General features: G+C 70.7%; 7 protein-coding genes and 4 pseudogenes. 7 read left to right on the top strand and 4 right to left on the bottom strand.

The window, feature by feature from the left end; genetic code table 11:
* The first annotated feature begins 29 nt into the window (after positions 1-29).
* From AMK16_RS27620 to AMK16_RS27610, 3 genes are read left to right on the top strand one after another with little or no spacing between them, the layout of a single operon-like run.
* Positions 30-7295 carry an amino acid adenylation domain-containing protein gene (locus tag AMK16_RS27620; RefSeq protein ID WP_073920060.1) on the top strand — a complete coding sequence of 2422 codons (7266 nt, stop codon included), beginning with the start codon at positions 30-32 and terminating at the stop codon, positions 7293-7295.
* A 26-nt stretch (positions 7296-7321) separates the two neighbouring features.
* Positions 7322-8368 (top strand): GntG family PLP-dependent aldolase, encoded by a 1047-nt coding sequence (locus AMK16_RS27615; protein WP_073920059.1) that lies wholly within the window; start codon positions 7322-7324, stop codon positions 8366-8368.
* Between the two features lies 1 nt (position 8369).
* Positions 8370-14945 carry a non-ribosomal peptide synthetase gene (locus AMK16_RS27610; protein WP_073920058.1) on the top strand — a complete coding sequence of 2192 codons (6576 nt, stop codon included), beginning with the start codon at positions 8370-8372 and terminating at the stop codon, positions 14943-14945.
* Between the two features lie 410 nt (positions 14946-15355).
* Here the strand turns inward: AMK16_RS27610 and AMK16_RS37700 are convergent.
* A pseudogene (locus AMK16_RS37700) lies at positions 15356-15503 on the bottom strand (IS701 family transposase); the annotation flags it as partial.
* Positions 15504-15714: 211 nt separating this feature from the next.
* Between AMK16_RS37700 and AMK16_RS27600 the strand changes: the two are divergent.
* Positions 15715-16653 carry a methylenetetrahydrofolate reductase gene (locus AMK16_RS27600; RefSeq protein WP_073920057.1) on the top strand — a complete coding sequence of 313 codons (939 nt, stop codon included), beginning with the start codon at positions 15715-15717 and terminating at the stop codon, positions 16651-16653.
* A gap of 4 nt (positions 16654-16657) precedes the next feature.
* Here AMK16_RS27600 and AMK16_RS27595 read toward each other — a convergent pair.
* From AMK16_RS27595 to AMK16_RS37695, 3 pseudogenes are all read right to left on the bottom strand, one after another.
* Positions 16658-17910 (bottom strand): annotated as a pseudogene (locus AMK16_RS27595) (IS256 family transposase).
* Between the two features lie 127 nt (positions 17911-18037).
* Positions 18038-18265: pseudogene (locus AMK16_RS38610) on the bottom strand (IS701 family transposase); the annotation flags it as partial.
* A 916-nt stretch (positions 18266-19181) separates the two neighbouring features.
* Positions 19182-19500 (bottom strand): annotated as a pseudogene (locus AMK16_RS37695) (helicase associated domain-containing protein); the annotation flags it as partial.
* 34 nt (positions 19501-19534) lie between these two features.
* On the opposite strand from AMK16_RS37695, the gene AMK16_RS27580 reads away from it, so the two are divergent.
* The 3 genes from AMK16_RS27580 to AMK16_RS27560 all read left to right on the top strand — a co-directional run.
* A complete protein-coding gene (locus AMK16_RS27580; protein WP_073920056.1) occupies positions 19535-19807 on the top strand; it encodes an HU family DNA-binding protein in 273 nt (90 codons plus the stop codon).
* Positions 19808-21621: 1814 nt separating this feature from the next.
* Positions 21622-21819 carry a serine protease inhibitor gene (locus AMK16_RS27570; RefSeq protein WP_143196900.1) on the top strand — a complete coding sequence of 66 codons (198 nt, stop codon included), beginning with the start codon at positions 21622-21624 and terminating at the stop codon, positions 21817-21819.
* An 827-nt stretch (positions 21820-22646) separates the two neighbouring features.
* On the top strand, positions 22647-23825 hold a 1179-nt coding region (locus AMK16_RS27560; protein ID WP_073920175.1), incomplete at its 3' end, for an IS110 family transposase.

The raw sequence follows: 23825 nt of genomic DNA, 5'->3' as shown, positions 1-23825 counted from the left end.
ACCCGCGAACGAGAGAACAGGAATTCACGTTGAGTGCAAGCCAGTCGGAGGCCGCGACCACGAGCCGGCCGGGCGGCGCCGGCGGCCAGGACTTCTATGTGTTCCCCGCCTCGCGGGCCCAGAAGCGCATGTACTTCCTGCAGGAGCTGGCCGGCGACGCGTCGACCTACCACGTGCCCCTTTTCTACACGCTGACCGGCACGGTCGACGAACAGGCGCTGCGGGAGGCCGCCCAGGGCCTGGTGGACCGGCACGAGGCGCTGCGGACCCGGTTCGCCGTGCGTGACGGCGAGCTGCTCCAACTGGTCAGCCCCGAGGGCCGGGTGGACTGGCGGGTCGAGGAGGTGGCCGACGATGACGCGGCCGTCGCGCGGTGGGTACGGCGCGAGAGCGACCGGCCCTTCGACCTGCTCGGCGGACCGCTGTTCCGGGTCGCGCTGCTGCGCAGGTCCGCCCGTACCTCGGTGCTGCTGATCGACGCGCACCACATCGTCACCGACGGCTGGTCCACCGGCATCCTCCTGGAGGAACTCTCCCGCGGCTACGCGAGCCTCGTCGCGGGCGCGCCGGACGCCCAGGAGCCGCCGGAGGTTCAGTACGCGGACTACTCCGAGTGGCAGGACGAGTGGCTGCAAAGCGAGGCGGCCGCCCGGCAGGAGCGCTACTGGCAGGAGCGGCTCGCCGGTGACCTCCCGCTGCTCGAACTGCCCACCCCCCGGCCCCGCCGGCAGGACGCGCCCGCACCCGGCACCGCCGGGGTCCATGTCTTCGAGCTGCCCGACCGGGCCGTGGAAGCGCTGCGCGGCCTGTGCCTGGAGGCGGGCGGCACGCTCTTCATGGGGCTCCTCGCCGCCTTCAAGGTGCTGCTGAACCGCTACAGCGGGCTCGACGACATCGTCGTCGGCACGCCCATCGCCAACCGCAACCGCGAGGAGTTCGAGAAGACGGTCGGGCTGTTCGTCAACACCACGGTCTTCCGCTCGGACCTGGCGGGCGATCCGACCTTCCGCGAACTGCTCGGCCAGGTCCGCGACCGGGTCCTGGAGGCCCAGGACCACCAGGACATCCCGTTCGAGCGGCTCGTGGACATGAAGAACCCGCAGCGCGCGGCGGCCGCGTCCCCCGTGTTCCAGGTCATGTTCGGCATGAACCGCGCCGGCGACCTGACCTGGACCCTGCCGGGCGTCGACGTCGAATGGCTCCCGACGCCCCTGTCCCAGGCCAAGTTCGACCTGCTGCTCGACGCGACGGACGGTCCGACGGGCGTCGAGTGCTCCTTCGAGTACCGGGCCGACCTGTTCGGCGCGGAGACCGTCGCCCTCCTGGCCGAGCACTACGGCGTGCTGATCGAGAGCATCGCCCGCAACCCCGACGCGCCCGTCTCGGCCCTGCGCGTGCTGACCGACGCCGAGCTCGCACGGCAGGCCCCGGCCCTGCCGCAGGGCCGTACGGCCGGACCGGCGCCACAGCCGTGCCACGAGCGGTTCGGGCAGTGGGCGGCGCGCACGCCCGACGCCGTCGCGGTGGTCGACGGCGGCGAGCAGCTCACGTACGGCCAACTGGACGGCCGTGCCAACCGGCTGGCCCACCACCTGAGGGCGGCCGGTGTCGGGCCCGGGCACCTGGTGGGCCTGAGTATGAACCGTACCGCCGACCTGGTCGTCGCGATCCTCGGCATCCTCAAGGCCGGCGGATGCTACGTCCCCTTCGACCCCGCCTACCCGACCGACAGGCTCCGCTTCATGGCCGAGGACGCCGGCGTCGCCACCCTGGTGGTGGGCGAGGGCGTGCCGGTGTGGTGGGAGGGCGCCGGCGCCCGGGTCATCGACCTGGCCGCGGACGCCGAGGCCATCGCAGGGCAGCCGAGGACCGCCCCGGCCGTCGAGGTGACCGGGGACGACCTCGCGTACGTCATCTACACCTCCGGCTCGACGGGTCGGCCCAAGGGCACGCTCATCCCGCACCGCAACATCGCCCGGCTGTTCTCCGCCACCGACCACTGGTTCGGCTTCGGACCGCAGGACGTGTGGACCCTCTTCCACTCCTACGCCTTCGATTTCTCGGTGTGGGAGCTGTGGGGAGCGCTGGCGTACGGCGGCCGCCTCGTCGTGGTGCCCTACGAGACGAGCCGCGACCCCGAGGCCTTCCACCGGCTGCTGAGCGCCGAGCGGGTGACCGTCCTCAACCAGACGCCGTCCGCCTTCTACCAGCTCATGCGGGCCGACAAGGAGGCGTCCGCCGCCCTTACCCTGCGCCTGGTCGTGTTCGGCGGCGAGGCCCTGGACCTGCCCGCCCTGCGGGAGTGGTTCGAACGGCACGGGGACACCTCGCCGCTGCTCGTCAACATGTACGGGATCACCGAGACGACCGTCCACGTGACCTACCGGCCGATCTCGCTGCGCGACCTCGACGAGGGCCGCGGGAGCGTGATCGGCAGGCCGATCCCCGACCTGCGGCTGCACGTCCTCGACCGGCACGGGCGCAGCGTTCCGACCGGGGTTCCCGGCGAGCTGTATGTCGGCGGGGCCGGGCTGGCGGACGGCTACCTCAACCGTCCGGACCTGACCGCCGAGCGCTTCGTACCGGCGCCGTTCACGGACTGCGACGGCGAGCTCCTGTACCGCACCGGAGACCTCGTACGCGTCCTGCACGACGGCGACCTCGAATACTGCGGGCGCATCGACCGACAGGTGAAGCTGCGCGGCTTCCGCATCGAGCTCGGGGACATCGAGGCCGCCTTGAGCTCCCACGAGGACGTCTCCGACTCGGTGGTGCTGCTGCGCACCGACGAGGCCGGTCACCCCTATCTGGCCGCGTACGCGGCCGCCCCGGCCACGGCTCCCGACGCGCACGCCCTGCGCGGTCATCTGACCGGGCTGCTGCCGGAGCACATGGTGCCGGCCTCGTACACCGTGCTGCCCGCCTTCCCGCTGACCGCCAACGGGAAGATCGACCGCGACAAGCTGCCCGAACCGCACTCCGCGCAGGGCCCGTCGGGTCAGTCCGCGGACCACGTCGCGCCGCGCACCGCCGTCGAGCGCACGCTCGCCGACATCTGGGGCCGGGTCCTGGGACAGCGGGTGGGCATCGACGACGGCTACTTCGCCCTCGGCGGCGACTCGATCCGCAGCATCCAGCTGCTCTCCCTGGCCCGCGAGGCGGGCCTGGACTTCAGGCTCACCGACCTGATGACCCGCCAGACCATCCGCGGCCTGGCCGACGCCGTCACCGTACGCACCCCGCGCGCGGAGCCCGAGGCCCGGCGGGAGGCGTTCGCCCTACTGTCCCAGGCGGACCGCGCCCTGCTGCCGGACGGCCTCGACGACGCCTACCCGATGACCCGGATGCAGCTGGGGATGCTGTTCCACAGCGGGCTGTCCACCGACGGCACGGCCGAATACCACAACACCTCCACCTACCGCATCCGCGCCCGCTGGGACGTCGCCGCCTGGCGGGCCGCGGTCGCCGAGACGATCGGCCGGCACGAGATCCTGCGGACCTCCTTCGATCTGCACTCCCTCTCCGAACCGGCGCAGTTGGTGCACCGCGACGTCGAACTCCCGCTGACCTACGAGGATCTGACCGATCTCAGCGCCGAGGACCGGCGCGCGGCCGTCGAGGCCCGCAGCGCGCGGGAGCAGGAGCTGCCCTTCGACTGGCAGCGGGCACCGCTGATCCGGTTCCACGTCCAGCGGCTGACGCAGGACACCCTCCAGCTTTTCGTCACCGAGCACCACGCCATCCTGGACGGCTGGAGCGAACGCTCGCTCTTCGCCGAGCTGCTGCTGCGCTACGCCCGCGCCGTCGCAGGCACCGGGCAGCCGGACACGACCCCGCCCGCCTCGCGCTTCGTCGATTTCGTCGCCCTGGAAGCCGCGGCGCTGGCGGACGAGGAGACCGCGGCGTACTGGACGGCGGAGCTCGACGGCGCCTCGCCCACCCGGCTGCCGCGCCCGGCTCAGCCCCCGCACTGCGGCGGCGGCTCGGACATGCGCTTCCACGAGGCCCCGCTCGCCCCCGAGGTGACGGCCGCGCTCCCGGCCTTGGCCGCCCGGCTCGGGGTACCCCTGCGCTGTGTGCTCCTCGCCGCCCACCTGCGGGTGATGAGCCTGCTCAGCGGGGCTGAGGACGTGCTCACCGGCGTCGTCTACAACGGGCGCGGCGAGGAACGCGACGCCGACAAGACGCTCGGCGTCTTCCTCAACACCCTCCCGTTCCGCGGCCGCCTCACCGGTGGCAGCTGGGCCGGGCTGATCGAGGAGATGGCCCGCCAGGACATCGACATCCAGCCCCATCGCCGCTTCCCGCTGCCGGAGATCATGCGGCGCACAGGCGGGTCGGAGTTGTTCGAGAGCTTCTTCAACTACACCCGCTTCCACGTCGAGGACACCGTCGCGCGGCAGGGGGACGTCGTCGTCCTCGAAGCGGAGGGCACCGCGCCCACGAACTTCCCCTTCGGCGCCGAGTTCGCGGCCGGCAGCTCGGACGAGCAGCTCACCCTCGGCCTGCGGTACGACGCCGGGCAGTTCCACGAGGAGCAGATCGCCGCGTTCCACGGCTACTACGCCGCTGTGCTCGCCGCCATGGCGGACGACCCCGACGGGCGCTACGAGGACGCGGACCTGCTCACGACCGCCGAGCACGAGCGGATCGCGTCGTGGAACGCCACCGACCGCACCTACGACAAGCCCCACGTCCTGCACACCCTGGTCGAGGAGCAGGTGCGCCTGCGCCCCGACGCGCCCGCCGTCCGCTACGAAGGGGAGGAGCTGAGCTACCGCGCCCTCGACGAACGGGCCGCCCGGCTGGCCCGCGCCCTGCGCGCCCACGGCGTGGCCCGGGGGCAGTTCGTCGGCCTGTACATGGAGCGTTCGCTCGACCTGTCCGTCGCCCTGCTCGCGGTCCTTAAGGCCGGGGCCGCGTACGTGCCCCTGGATCCGGACCATCCCGACCTGCGCCTGAGGCAGGTCCTCGATGCCGCCGGGATCTCCGTGGTCGTCACGGCCGAGCCGGGTGCGACCCGGCTCGACGACGCCCCGGGAATCACGGTCGTACGGGCGGATTCCGGCGCCGGACCGGCCTTGGACGTCCGCGGCGCGGCGGAGCCGGTCGTCAGCGCGCCCGAGGACCCCGCGTACATGATCTTCACGTCGGGTTCGACCGGCACGCCCAAGGGCGTCGTGGTGTCCCACCGGGCCATCTGCAACCGGCTGCTGTGGATGCAGGACGAGTACGGCCTTCGCGCCGGGGAGCGGGTCCTGCACAAGACCCCGTACACCTTCGACGTGTCGGTGTGGGAGCTGTTCTGGCCGCTGCTCGTCGGCGCGACGCTGGTGCACGCCCGGTCCGGCGCGCACCGTGACCCCGCCCGGCTCGCCCGCCTGGTGACCGCCGAAGGGATCACCACGGCCCACTTCGTCCCGTCCATGCTCCAGGCGTTCGTCGAGGAGCCCCTGGCCCGGGAGTGCACCGGCCTCACCCGGGTCATCTGCAGCGGCGAGGCACTGCCGCACGACCTGCAGACCCGCTTCTTCGCGGTCCTCGGGGCCGAGCTGCACAACCTCTACGGGCCAACCGAGGCCGCCGTGGACGTCACCGCCTGGCTCTGCCGGGACGACGGGCGCGGCGTGGTGCCGATCGGCCGCCCGATCGCCAACATGCAGACTCACGTCCTGGACCGGCGCGGACACACCGTCCCGGTGGGCGTCACGGGCGAGCTGCACCTCAGCGGTGTGGGACTTGCCGACGGCTACCACGGCCGCCCCGACCTGACGGAGCGGAGCTTCATCCACCACACCGACCGGCACGGGGTGCGGCGGCGCATGTACCGCACCGGCGACCTGGCCCGCTGGCTGCCGGACGGCACCCTCGAATACCGGGGCCGGGTGGACTCCCAGGTCAAGCTGCGGGGTTTCCGCATCGAGCTCCAGGAGATCGAGGCGGTCCTCGCCGGGCACCCGGACGTCGCCGAATGCGCCGTCGTCCTGCGCGAGGACCGGCTCGTCGGGTACGTCGTCGCGGCGGCCGGCGCGGACCCCGACCCGGCGGACACGGCCGGGTACCTGCGCGAGCGGCTGCCCGCCTACATGGTGCCCGCCACCTGGATGCGGATCGACGCCATGCCGCTCACCGGCAGCGGCAAGCTCGACCGGAAGGCGCTCCCGCAACCGCCCGCGCCCGGCGCGGCCCGCGCCGACGGCGCGCCGACCCCGCCCTCGGACGCAGACGAGGACCGACTGTTGCGCCTGTGGCAGCGGCTCCTGGACGCCACGGAACTCGGCGTCCACGACGACTTCTTCGCCCTGGGCGGGCACTCGCTCATGGCCGTGCGCCTGGTGTCGCTGATCAACGCCGAGTTCGGGCGCGCGCTCGGGGTGGCGGCGGTCCTGGAACACCCCACGATCGCGGGCCAGGCGGCGCTGCTGCGGCGGGAGCCCGGTGCGGCGGACGGCTCGGCGGACCTCGTGACGATGCGCGGCGGCGGCCACCGCCCCCCGCTGTTCCTGGTCCATCCCGTCGGCGGGGGAGTGACCTGCTACCGGGAGACGGCCTCCGCCCTCGGTGACGAGCAGCCGGTGTACGCGCTGCCCGCGCCGGGCCTCGCCGACGGCGAGGAGCTGCCCGACTCGGTCGAGGCCCTGGCCGAGCGGTGCCTGCGGGCCGTACGCGCGGTCCGGCCCGAAGGCCCGTACGCCGTGGGCGGCTGGTCGTTCGGCGGGATGGTCGCGTACGAGATGGCCCGCCGGCTCGCTGAAGAGGGTGAGGAAGTCGTACTGCTCGCCATGATCGACAGCGGTTTCCCGGACGCAGGCCCGCCGCCGGGGGAGTCCGAACTCCTGGAGGCCTTCGCCGTGGACGTGCTCGGCTCCGCCGGCGGGGCCGCCGGCGCCGTCCTGCCGGCCGACGTGGCCGCACCCGTGGAGGGCGGACACGTCGCCGAGGCCCTGGGCGCCCTCGCCCGTCACCTGGACGCCGCGTCCGCGGACACTGGCGTCACCGCCACCAGGCTCGGCCGCCACTACGAGGTATTCCGCACCAACCTCCGGCTGTCGGTGGCCTACCGGCCCCGGCCCTACGACGGGGCGGTCAGGTTCTACCAGGGAACGGACGGCGCCCGCGCCGGGGCCGCCGCGCGCTGGGCTCCCCTGACGCGGGGGCGCATGGTCCTGCGCGAGCTCAAGGCCGACCACTACGACATCGTGCGCGCCCCGCACCTCAAGGCCCTGGCCGACGACCTCGGCGCCGCCCTCGCGGCCGCCGGGGACTCGGCCCGGACTTCCTCGACTTCCCACTGACGAACCAGCTCCAGGAGACACCCCCCGTGATCGAGCTACGCAGCGACACCTTCACCCTGCCGTCCCCCGCCATGCTCCGCGCGATGGTCCAGGCGCGCCTCGGCGACGACGTGTACGGCGAGGACCCGACGGTCAACGAACTGGAGGCCAGGGTCGCCGGCCTGCTCGGCAAGGAGGCCGCCTGCCTGATGCCGAGCGGCACGATGGCCAACCTCGCCTCGATCATGACGCACTCGCCCCGCGGGTCGAAGGTCCTGGTCGGGGCGGAGAGCGACATCTACGTCTACGAGGCCGGCGGCGCCTCCGTCCTCGGCGGCGTCGCCTACGAGCCCATCGCCAACCAGGCCGACGGCCGGCTGGCGCTGGACGACCTGCGGGCGGGATTCCCGGATGACCTGGAGGACCCCCAGTTCGCCTTGCCGTCCCTGATCTGTCTGGAGAACACCCAGAACCGTTGCGGCGGCGTGGTGCTCTCCATGGACTACCAGCGCGAGGTGCGCGCGTTCGCCGACGAGCGCGGGGTCGCCGTCCACGTCGACGGAGCTCGGATCTTCAACGCCGCAGTCGCCCTCGGCAAGCCCGCCGCGGAACTCGTGCGGTACGCCGACTCGGTCCAGTTCTGTCTCTCCAAGGGGCTGTCCGCGCCCATCGGGTCGATGGTGGCGGGGGACACGGAGTTCATCCGGGGCGTCCGCCGGGTCCGCAAGATGCTCGGCGGCGGCATGCGCCAGGCGGGACTCCTCGCCGCCGCCGGCCTCGTCGCGCTCGACGGCATCGGCCGGCTCGCCGACGACCACGACAACGCCCTGCGGCTGGCCAAGGGCCTGGCCGACACCGACGGCATCGAGGTCGACCCGGCCGCCGTGCAGACCAACATCGTCATGTTCCGGGTGACGGCCCCCGGGTTCACCTGGCAGACCTTCGCCGACGCCGCGGGCCGGCTTGGGCTCGCGGTGGCCGAGCTGGGCCACGGCCGACTGCGCGCCGTCACCCACTCGGGCGTCACCTCCGCCGACATCGACGCCGCCGTGGCGATCGTCCGGCGCGTCCTGTCCAGCGGAGCGGAGGCCTGAGATGACGGCACACGAAGCGGCACCCACCGCGTCCGCGATGCGCGACGCCCTCCTGCAGAAGCTCCGTGGCGGCAAGCGCGACACCCCCGCCGCCGGGACCATCACGCGGGCACCGCGCACCGGTTCGGTCCCCGCCTCCAGCGCGCAGAAGCGCCTGTGGTTCCTCGACCAGCTCTACGGCCGCAACGCCGCCTACAACGTGGCGTTCGCCGTCCGCATCGACGGCGCTCTGCGGCTCGACGTACTGCGCGACGCCGTGGGCGGGGTCGTCGCCCGACACGAGGCCCTGCGCACCCGCTACACCAGGCAGGGCGAGGAACTCTTCCAGGACATCCTGCCGTCCCTGACGCTCGACATGCCCTGCGAGGACCTCTCCGCCCTGGAGGAGGCCGAGGCCGAGACCGAGGTGCGCAGGCTGCTGGCCGCCGAGAGCCGCATCCCCTTCCCCCTGATCGCCGAGCCGCTCGTGCGCTCCCGGGTGTACCGCACCTCCGCCACCCGCCACTACCTCTTCGTCAACTTCCACCACAGCATCACCGACGGCTGGTCCGAGGGGATCTTCTTCCGGGAGCTGTGGGCCCTGTACGAGGGCGCCGCCGCTGGGCGGGAGGTCCGGCTCCCCGACGTGCCCCTGCAGTACGCGGACTACGCGGTGTGGGAGCAGGGCGAAGGGGCGAGCGCCGAGGTCGAACGCCAGGTCCGTTACTGGAAGGACCGGCTGACCGGCACCCTGCCCGTCATTGACCTGCCCAGCGACCGGCCCCGCCCCGCCGTTCCCAGCTTCCGCGGCGCCTCCGTCGCCGTGCAGGTGTCCCCGGACCTCGCGCGGGAGCTGGACGAGCTGAGCCGCCGCCAGGGGGTGTCGCCCTTCATGGTCCTGCTCACGGCGCTCAACGCCCTGCTCCACCGCTACACGCGCGAGCAGGACATCGTCGTCGGCACCCCGGTGGCCAACCGCACCCGCCCGGAGGTCGAGGACACAATCGGGTTCTTCGTGAACACCGTCGCCCTGCGCACCGACCTCTCGGGCACCCCCACCTTCGCGGAACTCCTGCGCCGCACCCGGGACGTGACCCTGGACGCGCAGGCCCACCAGGAAGCACCCTTCGCGCGGGTCGTCGAGGAGGTCGCGCCCGGCCGCGACCCGGGGGCCAACCCGCTGTTCCAGATCCTGTGCAACTACCTCGACTTCCAGGACGCCTGGCACCTCGGCGACGTGACCGCGCAGGTCGTGGACATTGCGGACCAGTCCACCCGCTTCGACCTCGAACTGCACGCGGAAAAGCAGGAGTCCGGCTACCTCTGCCGGTTCGTCTTCGCCACCGACCTCTTCGATGAGGCGCGGGTGCGGCGCATGGCCGACCACTACCTCACCCTGCTGGCCTCGACGGTGCGCGAACCCGGGCAGCGGATCGACGCGAGCGAGCTGCTCCCGCCCGAGGAGCGGTCCCTGGTCCTGGAGACGTGGAACGCCACCGCACGGCCGCTGCCGGACCGGACGGTCGTCGAGCAGTTCGAGGAGCAGGCCGCGCGGACCCCCGAGGCCACGGCGCTGATCCTCGAGGACGAGTCCCTCTCGTACCGGGAACTCAACGACCGCGCCAACCGGCTGGCCCGGCTGCTCGCCGAACACGGCGCGGGACCCGAGCAGATCGTGGCCCTGACGATGCCGCGCTGCCTCGACACCTTCGTCAGCATGGTCGCCGTCCTCAAGGCCGGCGCCGCCTACCTGCCGGTCGACCCCGACTACCCCGCCGAGCGCGTCGCCTACATGCTCACGCACACCCGGCCCGCGCTGGCGCTGACGCACGAGGCCCGACGGGACGGCCTGCCCGACGGCACCCCGACGATCTGCCTCGACGCGCCCGCGACGGCCGCCGACCTCGCGGCCCGACCGGCCGGGAACCTGACTGACGACGAGCGCGGCGGCCCCCTCCGGGACGCAGGCCCCGCCTACCTGATCTACACCTCGGGCTCCACCGGGCGCCCCAAGGGTGTCCTCATGCCCCACGCCGGCCTGCGCAACATGCTCGCCGCCCACCGCGAGGCGTTCCCCGCCGGAGGCCCTGGCACCCGTACCGCGCAGTTCTGCTCCATCGGCTTCGACTTCTCCGTCGAGGAAGTCCTGGCGACCTTCCTCCAGGGCCAGACCCTGGTGGTGCCCCCGGACGAGGTCCGCCGCAGCGCGGAGCAGCTCGCCCGCTGGATCGAACGCCAACGGGTGAACGAGCTGTTCGCCCCGACCGCGGTCATCGAGGCCCTCTACGAGAGCGCGCGCGAGCAGGGCCTGCCCCTCGACTCGCTGACCGACGTCATCCAGGGCGGCGAGGCCCTCACGCTCGGCGAGCGGACCCGGACCTTCCACCGTGCTGGGTCCGGACGGCGCCTGCACAACGTCTACGGTCCCGCCGAAACCCACGGCGTCACCATGTACACGCTCCCCGAGGACAGCACGGCCTGGCCGCCCACCGCACCGCTGGGTGGACCCATCGGCAACACCCGCGCCTACGTCCTCGACGACCGGCTGTGCCCCGCGCCCATCGGCGTGACCGGCGAGCTGTACCTCGCGGGAGCCTGCCTCGCCCGCGGCTACGCCCACCAGCCCCGGCTGACGGCGGAACGGTTCGTGGCCTGCCCCTTCGGCGCGCCCGGCGAGCGCATGTACCGCACCGGCGACCTCGCCCAGTGGCAGGAGGGCGGCGTGCTGCAATTGTTCGGCCGCTCCGACGAGCAGGTCAAGATCAGGGGCTTCCGGGTGGAGCCGGGCGAGGTCGAAGCCGTTCTCGCGGCCCACCCCGCCGTTGCCCAGGCGGCGGTGACGGTACGCCAGGACAGGCCGGGAGACTCGTACTTGACGGCCTACGTCACCTCGGCCCACGGCGCTACCCTGGACGTGGGCACCCTGCGCGCCCACCTGGCCGGCCGGCTGCCGACTTTCATGGTGCCCGCCGTCTTCGTCCAGCTCGACGCCCTGCCGCTGAGCCCCAACGGCAAGCTCGACCGCAAGATCCTGCCCGCCCCCGACCGCGGCGCGCAGTCCGGCCGCGCGCCGCGCACCGAGGCCGAGCGCCTGCTGTGCGGGCTCTTCGGTGAGATCCTGGGCCTCCCCTGGGACAACGTCGACGACAGCTTCTTCGCCTTCGGCGGCCACTCCCTGATGGCGACACGGCTGGTCACCCGCATCCGCACCGAATGCGGGGTGGAACTGCCGCTCCGGTCGGTGTTCGAGAGCCCGACCGTCGCCGAACTCGCGCCCCGGCTCGGCGACCGCGGCGCGGCCCGCCCCGCACTGGAGGCGGGCCCCCGGCCGGACGTCGTACCGCTGTCGTTCGCGCAGCGCCGGCTGTGGTTCCTCAACCGCTTCGAGGACCAGCGCGCGGTCTACAACATGCCCTGGGCGCTGCGCCTCACAGGAGCCCTGGACACTGCCGCGCTTGAAGCGGCCCTGGCCGACCTCCTGGAGCGGCACGAGAGCCTCCGTACGGTGTACCCGGAGGTCGCGGGCCAGCCGTACCAGCGCATCCTGCCCCCGCACGAGGCCAGGCCGGCCCTGCTGCGGCACGACGCCGCGGACGCGGACGGCACGGCGGGCGGCCTCGCCGAAGAGGTCGCCCGGGCGGCCGCCGACGGGTTCGACGTCACCGCCGACCTGCCGCTGCGCGCCCACCTCTTCACCGAGGCGCCGGGAGCCCACATCCTGCTCATCGTCGTGCACCACATCGCCTGCGACGGCTGGTCCATCGGCCCGCTCTGGCGGGACCTGGGCGCCGCCTACACCGCCCGGTGCGTGGGTGAAGCCCCCGGGCAGGCCCCGCTGCCCGTCCAGTACGCCGACTACACCCTGTGGCAGCGGCGGATCCTCGGCGAGGCCGACGACCCGCGCAGCGCCCTGGCCCGGCAGAGCGCGTACTGGAAGGACGCCCTCGCGGGACTGCCCGACGAGCTGAACCTGCCCACGGACCGCCCGCGAACCCCGGACAGCGGCCACCGCGGCGGCGTGGTCCCCTTCGAGATTCCGGCCGCCCTGCACCAGCGTCTCGCCGCCCTGGCCGAGCGCACCGGCGGAAGCACGTTCATGGTCGTCCAGACGGCCCTCGCCGCCCTGCTGTCCCGTGCGGGTGCCGGCACGGACATCCCGCTCGGGACACCGCTCGCGGGCCGCACCGACGAGGCCCTGGACGACCTGGTCGGATTCTTCGTCAACACCCTCGTTCTTCGGACGGACACCTCGGGCGACGCCACGTTCGCGGAGCTCCTGCGCCGTACCCGCTCCGGCAGCCTCGCGGCGTACGCGAACCAGGACATGCCCTTCGACCTCCTGGTGGAGGCCCTGAATCCCGACCGCTCGGTCAGCCGGCACCCGCTGTTCCAGGTGATGCTCGCCTTCCAGAACAACGCCGGCGGCGAGCTCGAGCTGCCGGGGCTGCGTGTCGAGGACTACACGTTCGACCTGCGCCACTCCATGTTCGACCTGCTCTTCAACATCACCGAACACCGGGACGCCCAGGCCGCCCCCGCCGGACTCGGCGGGTACGTCACCTACCGGCTCGACCTGTTCGACCGGAGCACGGCCGAGTGGCTCACCGCGGGCCTGGTTCGCATGCTGACCGCCATCGCGGCCGACCCGGACCAGCGCCCCCGCGACGTCGAACTCCTCGACGACGGGCAGCGCCGCACGCTCCTGACGGACTGGAACGCCACCGGCCGCCCGCTGCCCGACGTGGGCCTCGCCGAACTCGTCGAGCGGCAGGTCGCCCGTACGCCCGAGGCCCCCGCCATCGGCTTCGGCGCGCTCACGCTGACGTACGCCGAACTCAACGCCCGCGCCAACCGCCTTGCCCGCCGGCTCGTGGCCGACGGGGTGGGCGCCGAGGACGTCGTCGGGCTGCTCCTGCCGCGCACCCCGGAGCTGGTGGTCGCGGTGCTCGCCGTACTCAAGGCGGGCGCGGCCTATCTGCCGCTGGATCCGCAGCAGCCCGTCGACCGCATCGCGTACATGCTGCAGGACGCGGCGCCGACGTTTACCCTGACCACCACACCGCTCGCCGCACAGATCCTGGACGGGACACCCGCCCGACGGCTGTGCCTCGACGACCGGGAACAGGCCGCCGCCCTCGCCGGGCAGCCGGCCGCAGACCTCGAAGACGCGGACCGGGCGCGCCCCGCCTCATCGCGCCACCCGGCCTACCTCGTCTACACCTCGGGGTCCACCGGCCGCCCCAAGGGCGTGCTGATGCCCGGCACGACCCTGGTCAACCTCCTGTCCTGGGAGGGCCGGACCCAGCCCGGGCCGGCCGGTGGGCGCACGGCGCAGTTCACGACGCCGAGCTTCGACGTCAGTGTCCAGGAGATCCTGGCCACCCTGGTCGTCGGCGACACGCTGGTCATCCCGGACATGGACATCCGCGCCGACTTCGCCGCGTTCGTTCGTTGGGTCGACCGCGAGCGCATCACCCGCCTCTACGCGCCGAACGTCGTCATCGAGACGCTCTGCCAGATCGCCGAGGACGAGGACCTGCCGCTGGCCTCGCTGCGCCGTGTGGCCCAGGCCGGTGAGGCGCTGGTGCTCACGGACCGCATGCGGAAGTTCTTCGCGGAGCGGCCCGAATGCCGCCTGGAGAACCACTACGGACCGGCCGAGACCCATGTCACGACCGGGTTCGCCCTGCCGACGGACACCATGTCCTGGCCCTACACGGCCCCCATCGGGCGCCCCCTGGACAATACGCGGGTCTACGTCCTCGACAGCGGGCTGCGCCCGGTGCCGCCGGGTGTGGCGGGCGAGCTGTACCTCGCCGGCGCGGCGCTCGCCCGCGGCTACGTCGGGCGCCCGGGTCTGACGGCGGAGCGCTTTGTCGCGTGCCCCTTCGGCCCGCCCGGAGAGCGGATGTACCGCACCGGCGACGTGGTGGCGTGGACCGTGGAGGGCCTGCTCGAATACCGGGGGCGCGCCGACGACCAGGTCAAGGTACGGGGCTTCCGCATCGAGCTGGGCGAGGTCGAGTCCGCCCTGGCCGGCCATCCCGCGGTGGCGCAGGTCAAGGTGCTCGCCGAGGACCACCCCACCCGGGGCAGGCAGCTCGCCGCCTACGTTGTACCCGCGACCGGCTCGGAGCCGCCGACGGCGCGGGACCTCCAGGAGCACGCGGGCCGCACGCTCCCCGGCTACATGATCCCGGCACGCTTCGCCGCCGTGGACGGCTTCCCCTCCTCGCCGAACGGCAAGGTCGACGCCAAGGCCCTGGCGGCGCTGGGCAAGGAGCTGCCGTCGGAGGAGGAGCACACGCCTCCCGCGACCCCCGTGGAGCGGGCGATCGGCGCGGTCTGGCAGGAACTGCTCGGCACCGACCGGATCGGCGTACACGACAACTTCTTCGCCCTGGGCGGCCATTCGCTCCTGGCGACGCAGGCGGTCTCGAAGCTCCGTACGGCCCTGGGGATCGCCCTGTCCATGCGCGAGTTCTTCGCCCACCCGACCATCGCCGCCCTGGCCCGCGAGGTCGAGACCCGAGAGGAGTCGCCGGGCACCACCGAAGTCCGCGTGGTCCGCCGCACCCGCACCCGCACCACCTTGTAAACCCAGGACCCGGGCCGTTCGTGGCGCGCCCTCGTCCTCCCGGTCGACGCCGGGGAAGGCGAGGGCACGGCCGAGGGAGGGCTAGTACTCCAGCAGGACTTTGAGGTCTGACCTGCGGGTTTCACTGGGCGGCTGGAGTGTAGCGGGCCGCGGAGGTGTCAGGGGCGGTCTTGGACGGGCCGCCCCTCGATCGTGCGACAGCGCCGCAAGTAGTGGCAGCGGCGGGCGACTGCTTGGCGTCGTCGGCGCCATCTCGACCATCCCAACGCGTGATGTCGTCCTCGGTGGCCACGAAGGTGTGGGGGCCGTGGACGACAAGCTGCCAGGAGTCGCCGAACCTCCGCCACTGTGAACTCGATGACCCCGGGCCGCCTCTTCGGTGCCACCCCTCTTTCCTGGACCTGTTGCGCCGTCACGGCCAGGAAGGCGTGGGCGAGCATCGCGAGCGTGATGTGCCGGTAACCAACCGACGTAGCGACGGACTTCGTACTGGTCCAGCCCGCACTCGTTCTTCGCAGCCTGGAAGCACCCCTCGATCGCCCAGCGTGTCCCGGCGATCCGCACCGAGTTATTGTCAAATCCTGTGGATCTGATCGGCAGCGGTCGGGCTTCGTACGGGAACGAGTGGCGTCGCCAAGGGCCTTGCGACGGCTTCCTGATCCAGGAGGCGTTTGTTGCCGTGGCTTCCTCGGGCGGGGCGTCACCGGATCCGGTCTCACAGAGTGATGCTTGCCTACCGCCTGGTGGATGAGCTGCTAGTTTCCGCGGCATGGTGGATCACAACGAAAGCATGGCTCTCCGGACGCTGGTGACTGACGCCGAGAGCGGCGTCCTTCTGTTCGGCATCACGCCGCCGCGCCTGAGTATCGCTCCTGAGCGGATCCGAGAGATCACCGCGGCCACCTTGGCGCGGCTGGACGTCCTCAATGTGGATGGTCTGGCGCTCTACGACATCGACGACGAGAGCGACCGCAATCCGGAGGAACGCCCGTTCCCCTACCTGCCGACCATGGATCCCGCCGCGTACCACGCGGAATATCTCGGCGAGTGGAACCGCGCTGCGGTGATCTATCGGTGCGTCGGCAAGTACACCGAGGCGGAGTTGCGGACCTGGCTGCGGATGGCCGATGCGGACCGCGTGCTCGGGGTCTTCGTGGGTGCGTCCTTGAAGGACAAGGCTATACATACGAGCCTGTCGACGGCGCACGTCCTGCGCCGCGACGTCCGTCCGGACCTGCTGCTCGGTGGCGTCGCCATCACCGAGCGCCCTGACGAGCATCTGCGGCTGATCACCAAGCAGGAGGCGGGATGCGGGTATTTCATCTCGCAGGTCATCTACAGCGCCGACGCGGCCAAGAGCATGGTCTCCGACTACTACTACGGTTGCCGTGAGCGGCAGCTCGCACCGAAGCCCGTGCTCTTTACGCTGTCGGTGTGCGGTTCGGTGAAGACGCTGGCGTTCCTCAAGTGGCTCGGAGTCGAGGTTCCACGCTGGCTCGAGAACTCCCTGCTTCACGCGGACGACACGCTTGCCGAGTCGTACGAGCATTGTTTGGCGAACGCCCGGGATCTGATCGCCTTCTGTCGCAAGCTCGGCATGCCTTTCGGTTTCCTCGTGGAGAGCGTATCGATCCGCAAGGTCGAGATCGAGGCCTCGGTCGCCCTCGCCCATGAGCTGAGCGGACTGCTCGGACGCACAGCGCGCTGAAGCATCACGCCGCACAAGGCTCCCCACGTTCGACCAGGACGCCGCGTTCGAAGCGTGCTCCGGCGCGGACGAGGGCGACGAGGTGGGGTGCGGTGATCGCACGCCAGCGGGCCTGGGCGGACTCGGCGAGCTTGAACACCATGGCCAAGGCGGCGGCCGAGCTGCCAGCGCCGCGGGTGACACGGGTTCTCAACTTGACTGTGCTGAAGGTGGATTCGATCGGATTCGTCGTGCGCAAGTGCACCCAGTGCTCGGCCGGGAAGTCGTAAAAGGCCAGGAGTTCATCCACCTCGCCGGTGACCTTCTTCACCGCCTTGGGCCACTTCGCGCCGTAGCTGCGCTCGAAGTCCTTGATCGCCTTCTCGGCGTGGTCACGGTCCTCGGCGTTGTAGATTTCCTGGAGCGCCTTCTTCGCGCCGGGCTGCGCGGACTTCGGAAGCGTGTTCATGACATTGCGGACCTTGTGAACCCAGCACCTCTGGTGCCTGGCCTGCGGAAACACCTCGGTCAGGGCCTTCCAAAGACCCATGGCGCCGTCGCCGACGACCAGCTCGGGATCCGTCATGCCGCGCCGGCGGCAGTCCCTCAGCAGGTCGGCCCAGGACTCGGTCGACTCGCGCAGGCCCTCGGCGACCGCGATGAGTTCCATGCGGCCGTCCGTGCGCACGCCCATCAGAACCAGGACACAGGAGTGGGCCTGACCGAGGCGGACCTTGGGGTGAACACCGTCGGCCCACACGTAGACGTAGTCGCTGCCGACAGGGCGCGGTCCTGGAAGGCGGCGTGGTCGTCCTGCCACTGCTTGGTCAGCCGCGTCACGGTGGCCGGAGAAAGACCGGCCGAGGAGCCGAGGAACTGTTCCATCGCGGGCAGGAAGTCACCGGAGGACAGGCCGTGCAAGTAGAGCAGGGACAGGACCTCGCTGATCTTCGGTGACTTCCGGCACCAGGGGGCGAGGATCTGCGACGAGAACCGCTAGCGCTCGCCCGTCACGGCGTCGACGCGCTTGTCGTTCACCCGCGGCGCTTTCACCGGGATCGGCCCGGCGGCCGTCGCGACGGTTCGTTCGTGATGGTGGCCGTTGCGGACAACGAGGCGACGACCGGACTCGTCGCGATTGTCGGTCAACTCGGCTATGTACTGGTTGACTTCAGCTTCCAGGGCGGCGGCAAGCATCCGCCTCGCACCCTCGCGGACGATCTCGTCCATCAAGGAGCCGCTCCCGGTGGTTCCGTCGGCGTTGACTACGCTGAGCACGGGCGGGCCTTCCCGGCCCGCGCTGCAACGCGGGCCTACTCGGTGACCAACAATCGATCACTCGGGAAGGTACGCTCTTCGCATCCCGCGAGGCGCCCTCCCCGAGGCCGATCCACAGGTCCTGATTGCTCATCCGCACCAGCTCCTGAACGGTGGTCTCCAAGGGCGCGTAAGCAAGGTAGTAGGCGATCTCATCGGGCCTGCGGATACTACGGCGGGCCAGTGCCCACCGCATCCGATAAGGGACCTCGCCCTGGTAGTCGAACTCCTCGACGGCCGGCAGCCGCACCGCCGCCCAGTGGTAGACGCGCGGGCCCTTCGCGCCGTCACCGCACGAGATCTTCTCCCATGCCTCGATCGCCTTCGCAGGCATGTCCAGCGACCTGTAGTAACCCTGCTCCCAGTACGCGAAGGGCACCTTGAAGTAGATGTCCTTGCGGGAGCCCTCCGCGTTGCCCGACGGCCGCGTGTACGGGTTCCCAGAGCCGTCCTCGAGCAGTTTGGTGATGCGGGTCATCCGGCCGTCCGGCGCTGTGCTGATCAGCTTCAGGTCTTTCAGCTTGGCCAGGTGCCGAGAGACCGCGGCGCTCGCCGTGCCGTCGGTGGCGAACGAGATCCCCGCGGCGCGCCCCCAGGTCTCGGAGCGACGGGTGACGCCCCATTCGGCGTGCGCGGCGACACAGTGGATCAGCAGCAAGAGATCCAGCCGCCCGGGACTGCGCAGCAGCTTGGGGAACGGGCCGGGCCGCGTGACCAGGCGGGGGCCGGGGTCGGCGTCCTGGATGAAGGCGCGCCGGATCGGCACGGCACGGCTGTAGCGCTTGGACTCGCCCAGCAGCATCCGTATCGTGTCGTCCTGGCCCACGGCCTTGTCCTGCTGGAGTACGGTCAGTTCGGTGTTCACGACGCCAACTATGCGCCCCTGTGAGCATGGGGCGGGTGTCGTTTCGGGTGCGGCCGCCGAGCTGGCCACCCGCCCAGCTTGGCTTATCGGAAACCATGTGAACACTGATGACCCCGGTAGGAAACCTCTGTAGGCCCAAAGCTGCAGGCAGGTCGGCATTCGGTGCTTAGAACTGTTGCCCGCTCAGATCGGAACTGTTGACAGTCTGGACGCGGACTCTTGAGAACTTCGCCTCGTGACTCCGTGCTCGGGAGAAGACGGCCCGCAGATGGGGCAACCCCCGCACGGTGCAGTCCCGAGCGACATCGATGCCTACGCCCAGACCCACCCCCTTCAGCACGCCAGGAGCAGTCTTCCGGACGTGCTGTCAGGCCCAGTCGACGCCCAGCTCCCGGGAGTGCGTCGAGCTGCTCCTGGGTGAGCTTGTCGCGCCGGCTCTTGGTGTTGGAGACCCACACGCCGAGCTTCACGGTCACCGGCTCCGCCTCGCCCTCGACCGTGATCTCCTCGCCGTGCGCGCGGGGCACCGGCCGGTCCGCGCCTTCCCGCTCCACCCATTGAGCGAGGGCCTCCAGGCCCCGCTGGTATGCCTGCTGCGCCTTGCTCGGCCCCTTCGCCCTGCGGCTGGCCGTAGGCGCGGGAGAGGTCGCCTGGTCGGGCTGCACGCCCAGCGTGGACAGCCGCTCCATCCACCCTCAGGACGAAGGCAGACGAAAGAACATGAACGACAGAGACATGATCACAGTGATCGCGGAGCGCGCCGGCCTGACCCAGGAGAAGGCTCGAGCGGCCCTACGGGTCATCGCGGCAACAATCCCGCGTGATGTGGCCTCCGGGCCTGTGCACCTGGATGGATTCGGCAGCTTCACGAAGCATGTGACTGGCCCAAAGAGGGCGAGCACTCCCTACACTCCTGGCATCCCAGGCACTCTCATGTTCAAGCCCGCCAAGAGCCTGCATGCCATGTTCAACCCAGAAACCGACGACCACTGATCGTCGAGAGCAGTGTTCCGTTGCGCCCAGGCGCCCAGGGGCGGCCCCAAAGAGGGGCCGCCCTTCTCGTGGCCGCCGCAGGCTTGGCTGGCTACTCGCGTTAGTGCAGAGAAGCCACGCTCCAACATGCAGATACGGGGTGGGGGCTTCGCCGTTGTGCGCGGCGTGCAAGGAGCAGCGGCGCGCCCAGTACGGCGGTTGAACCGCTCGCGTCCCCGGGCCGTTCGGCTGCCCGGGGGCTACGTCGCGGTGGTGAGTGCGCTGGTGTCGCACGGTCTCCGCCGTCAGCGTCACCACCACAGCCGTAGAGCTCCCCGCCTTCGCGGTACAGGGTGTACCAATGCAGGGTGGCGTGTTCCAGGTCGCGCCACTGCTGGGGCTCGACCGCCAACAGGGTCAGCTCCGCGAAGCCCTGGCCGGGGCGGTAGATGCCGCGCACGGTGATGGTGCCGGTGAAGGTAGCCGTCATCGTGTCAGCGGCCAGTTCGACTCGGTCCCCGGCGATCGGGCGCGGCCAACGCGCTCACGATGCCCTGCCCAGGTGTGAATGGGTGCGCCCGTGACATCGGATGGGCGTCAGCAGAGATGTGTGGTCTTTCCCTGGTCATGGTGCGCGGCGATAGTGATCATGGCTGTCATGAGATGACCAAGCTGCTGTCGCGGGACGCCCATCGGGAGGATGGCCGGCTGCCATGGGAGTGCCTGTTCACAGGTGCAGGCCAGCGTCGGTTTCCGGGGTGCGGCGCACTGTCATGGGTGTGAGAGATCGCGGCGATTTCACTGTCACGGGGCGGTATTCGTGCAGGTCGCGCACTGACACGTCCGAGAGATCGCAGTCAGGACTAGACCATCGGCCTGGACAGCCCGGCCGAAACGCCCCACTGACGCCGAGGCCCCCCACCAGCACTACCGGTGGGGGGCTTTGCTGTGCCTCGGCTCGGCGAGCACCTGCCTGGACCGGAAAGGGAGCATGTCGGTTACAGGATGTCTGCCCGGGTGTCGCAGGTTGAGTACTGCGCAGATTTGCTGATCCACGACATCTGGGGGTGTCCGGCTGGTGTGGCACTCTGGCCGTATTCCTGAGTCTATCCGGATATCACAATGAAGCACCTGCGGCGCTGGGAGAGTCTTCAGGGGGAGGCGCCCACCTTTCCTCCTGGCTGCGGTGTAGAGGACGGTGTCCTGCACTCCTCCCTGGGGAGGAGTGTGGTCTTTGGTTGCGTCTGTTTGGATTTGCAGCTGGAGGGCTGAGGCCGACGGGGGTGGCGCGTGCTGGGTTTCTTGCTGGAGCTCGTTTTTGGCGGTCTGTTGACGTGGGGCATGAGAGGCGCAGGGCCAGGAGGAAGGCTCGGAGTTTCGCGGAGGGGGCGGAGGTGGGTTTCGTTGCCTGCGTTCTTGGTGACCGCCCGTACTGCCGGGATGAGGCGTTGGTCTTCCTCTGGGCTACGGGTTCCAGGCTGCATGTCACGCCGACGGAGCTCGGGGACCTTCACCGAAGTCCACTTCCCGTAGCGCGGTGGGAGCTGGTTCGGGTCCGGTCGAGAGGCCTTTCAGATTCCCGGTTGGTGCAGCACGGCTGGCAGGTGGCCGAGTGTCGCGACGGTGATGCTGTGGTGCTGGTCGGGTGTGCCCCGGCTTCGATGCGGTATCTGACAGCCAGTTTGAACGCTCAGGGAGTCAGCTAGCGAGATCGTGGCACGGTCGCGAGGCTGGGGCCCGTACCCCGCCAAACGGCGTCACCTTCCGGGCGGAGCCATTGGTAGACCTGTGGCGTTGAGGCGGGATCTGGAGCGATCACCACTGTGGAGGGGTTGATGGAGGCGAAGAATGAGTGGCCGGAGCTGATGGGGAAGCCGGCGGAGGAGGCCCGTGAGCAGATCCGGGCGGAGTTCCCGGAAGTTTCGGTCCATGTAGTGCCTGAGGGCAGCATGGTGACGATGGACTTCAATGAGCAGCGGGTGAGGCTGTTCGTGAAGGACGGCAAGGTGGTCCTGGAGCCCCGGCGCGGGTAGTCCCTGCTGCCGTCCACAGCGCGGGCTGGGTCCTGGAGGCGGAGCCGGTAGGACCGTTTGGGGGAGCAGCGTCAGCCTAACGGGCAAGAAGCCCGGGCCCTGTGAAGTGGGGGCATCTGTCGCGCGGAGCGCGAGGCCCTGGGGCTGCCTGGCAGGCCCATTTCTGGTGGAGCGCAGCGGAGCCAGAACCAGTCCGCAGCGGAGCTGCGGGACCCCTGGCCCGAAGCAGGTGTTAGGCGCGTAGCGTGTGGTGGATGGGTAGTCGGGGGAAGTCGCTGATGGATAGGTACTTGGCGGTAGAGCGGGAGTATGGGGCCGGTTGTCCTTGACTCGTTTCCAGGGGTGGGTGACAAAGCATCCGGTCCAGCTGGGTGTCTATATCGCGGTTCCTGTCAGTCTTGGGGGCGTGCTGTTCGCGGAAGAGCCCGCTGGGGTTGTGGTTGCCTTGATTTTCGGGCCGGTACTGGGAGCCGTGTACACCGGCGTGGCTATCGCGGACCGGGCTGTGCGGGTCCGCTTGAGGCGCCGCATGGAGTTCAGGGATGAAGGATGAGCCCGATGCCCCCGTTATGTTTTTCGCGGTCCTGCAACGGGACCGCTGGCCTCCGGGCCCGGTATGACTGTGTCCCCTCTGTCGAACGGATGACCTGGGGGGTGGTGTCGCCGGGCCCGGGAGGTGCCGTCGGAGACGCTGATGAGAGACCCGGCCACCGCCCGGTCCGGCGCAATGCCGGACAGAGACGTGGGCGGCAGGTCTGCATAACGTGGATGCGCGAGCACGGCGCCAACGCCGAGGCCGGCCAGGTCAACCACCCAGGAGAGGTGCGATGTTAGACACCGGCGATGTGGGCGTCTTCCTGGGTATGGACGTCGGCAAGAGCTCCCACCACGGCCACGGGCTGACGCCGGCGGGCAAGAAAGTCTTCGACAAGCCGATGCCCAACAGCGAACCAAAACTACGGGCCGTCTTCGACAAGCTGATCGCGAAGTTCGGCACGGTGCTGGTGATCGTGGACCAGCCGGCCTCGATCGGCGCTCTGCCGCTGACCGTCGCCCGCGACGCCGGCTGCGAGGTCGCCTACCTGCCCGGACTCGCGATGCGGCGGATCGCTGACCTGTATCCGGGCGAGGCGATCACCGACGCGAAGGACGCGGCGGTGATCGCGGACGCCGCCCGCACCATGCCGCACGTCCTGCGGTCGCTGGAGCTGACCGACGAGATCACCGCCGAGCTCACGGTGCTGACCGGCTTCAACCAGGACCTCGCCGCCGAAGCCACCCGCACTTCGAACCGGATACGCGGCCTGCTGACCCAGTTCCACCCGTCGCTGGAGCGCGTTCTCGGGCCCCGGCTGGACCACCCGGCCGTCACCTGGCTCCTCGAACGCCACGGATCCCCGGCCGCACTGCGGAAAGCCGGCCGCCGCAGACTCGTCGAACTCATCCGCCCGAAAGCCCCGCGGATGGCCGCCCGGCTGATCGACGAGATCTTCGACGCTCTCGACGAACAGACCGTCGTGGTCCCGGGAACCGGCACCCTCGACATCGTGATCCCGTCCCTGGCCGCCTCCCTCGCGGCGGTTCACGACCAGCGCCGAGCCCTGGAAGCGCAGATCAGCAGCCTGCTGGAGGCTCACCCTCTTCACCAGGTCCTGACCTCGATGCCGGGAGTCGGAGTCAGGACCGCCGCCGTTCTGCTGGTCACCGTCGGCGACGGCACCGGCTTTCCCAGCGCCGCCCACCTCGCCTCCTACGCCGGCCTCGCCCCCACCACCAGATCCTCGGGGACCTCGATCCACGGCGAACACGCACCACGAGGCGGAAACCGGCAGCTCAAACGCGCCATGTTCCTCTCTGCCTTCGCCTGCATGAACGCCGACCCCGCCTCCCGCACCTACTACGACCGCCAACGCGCCCGCGGCAAAACCCAGACCCAGGCACTTCTGCGGCTCGCCCGCCAACGCATCAGCGTCCTCTTCGCCATGCTCCGCGACGGCACCTTCTAC

This window comes from Streptomyces sp. CB00455, assembly GCF_001905445.1.
In the GTDB taxonomy this organism is placed as follows: Bacteria; Actinomycetota; Actinomycetes; order Streptomycetales; family Streptomycetaceae; genus Streptomyces.
This window is presented reverse-complemented; position numbering and strand designations above follow the sequence as displayed.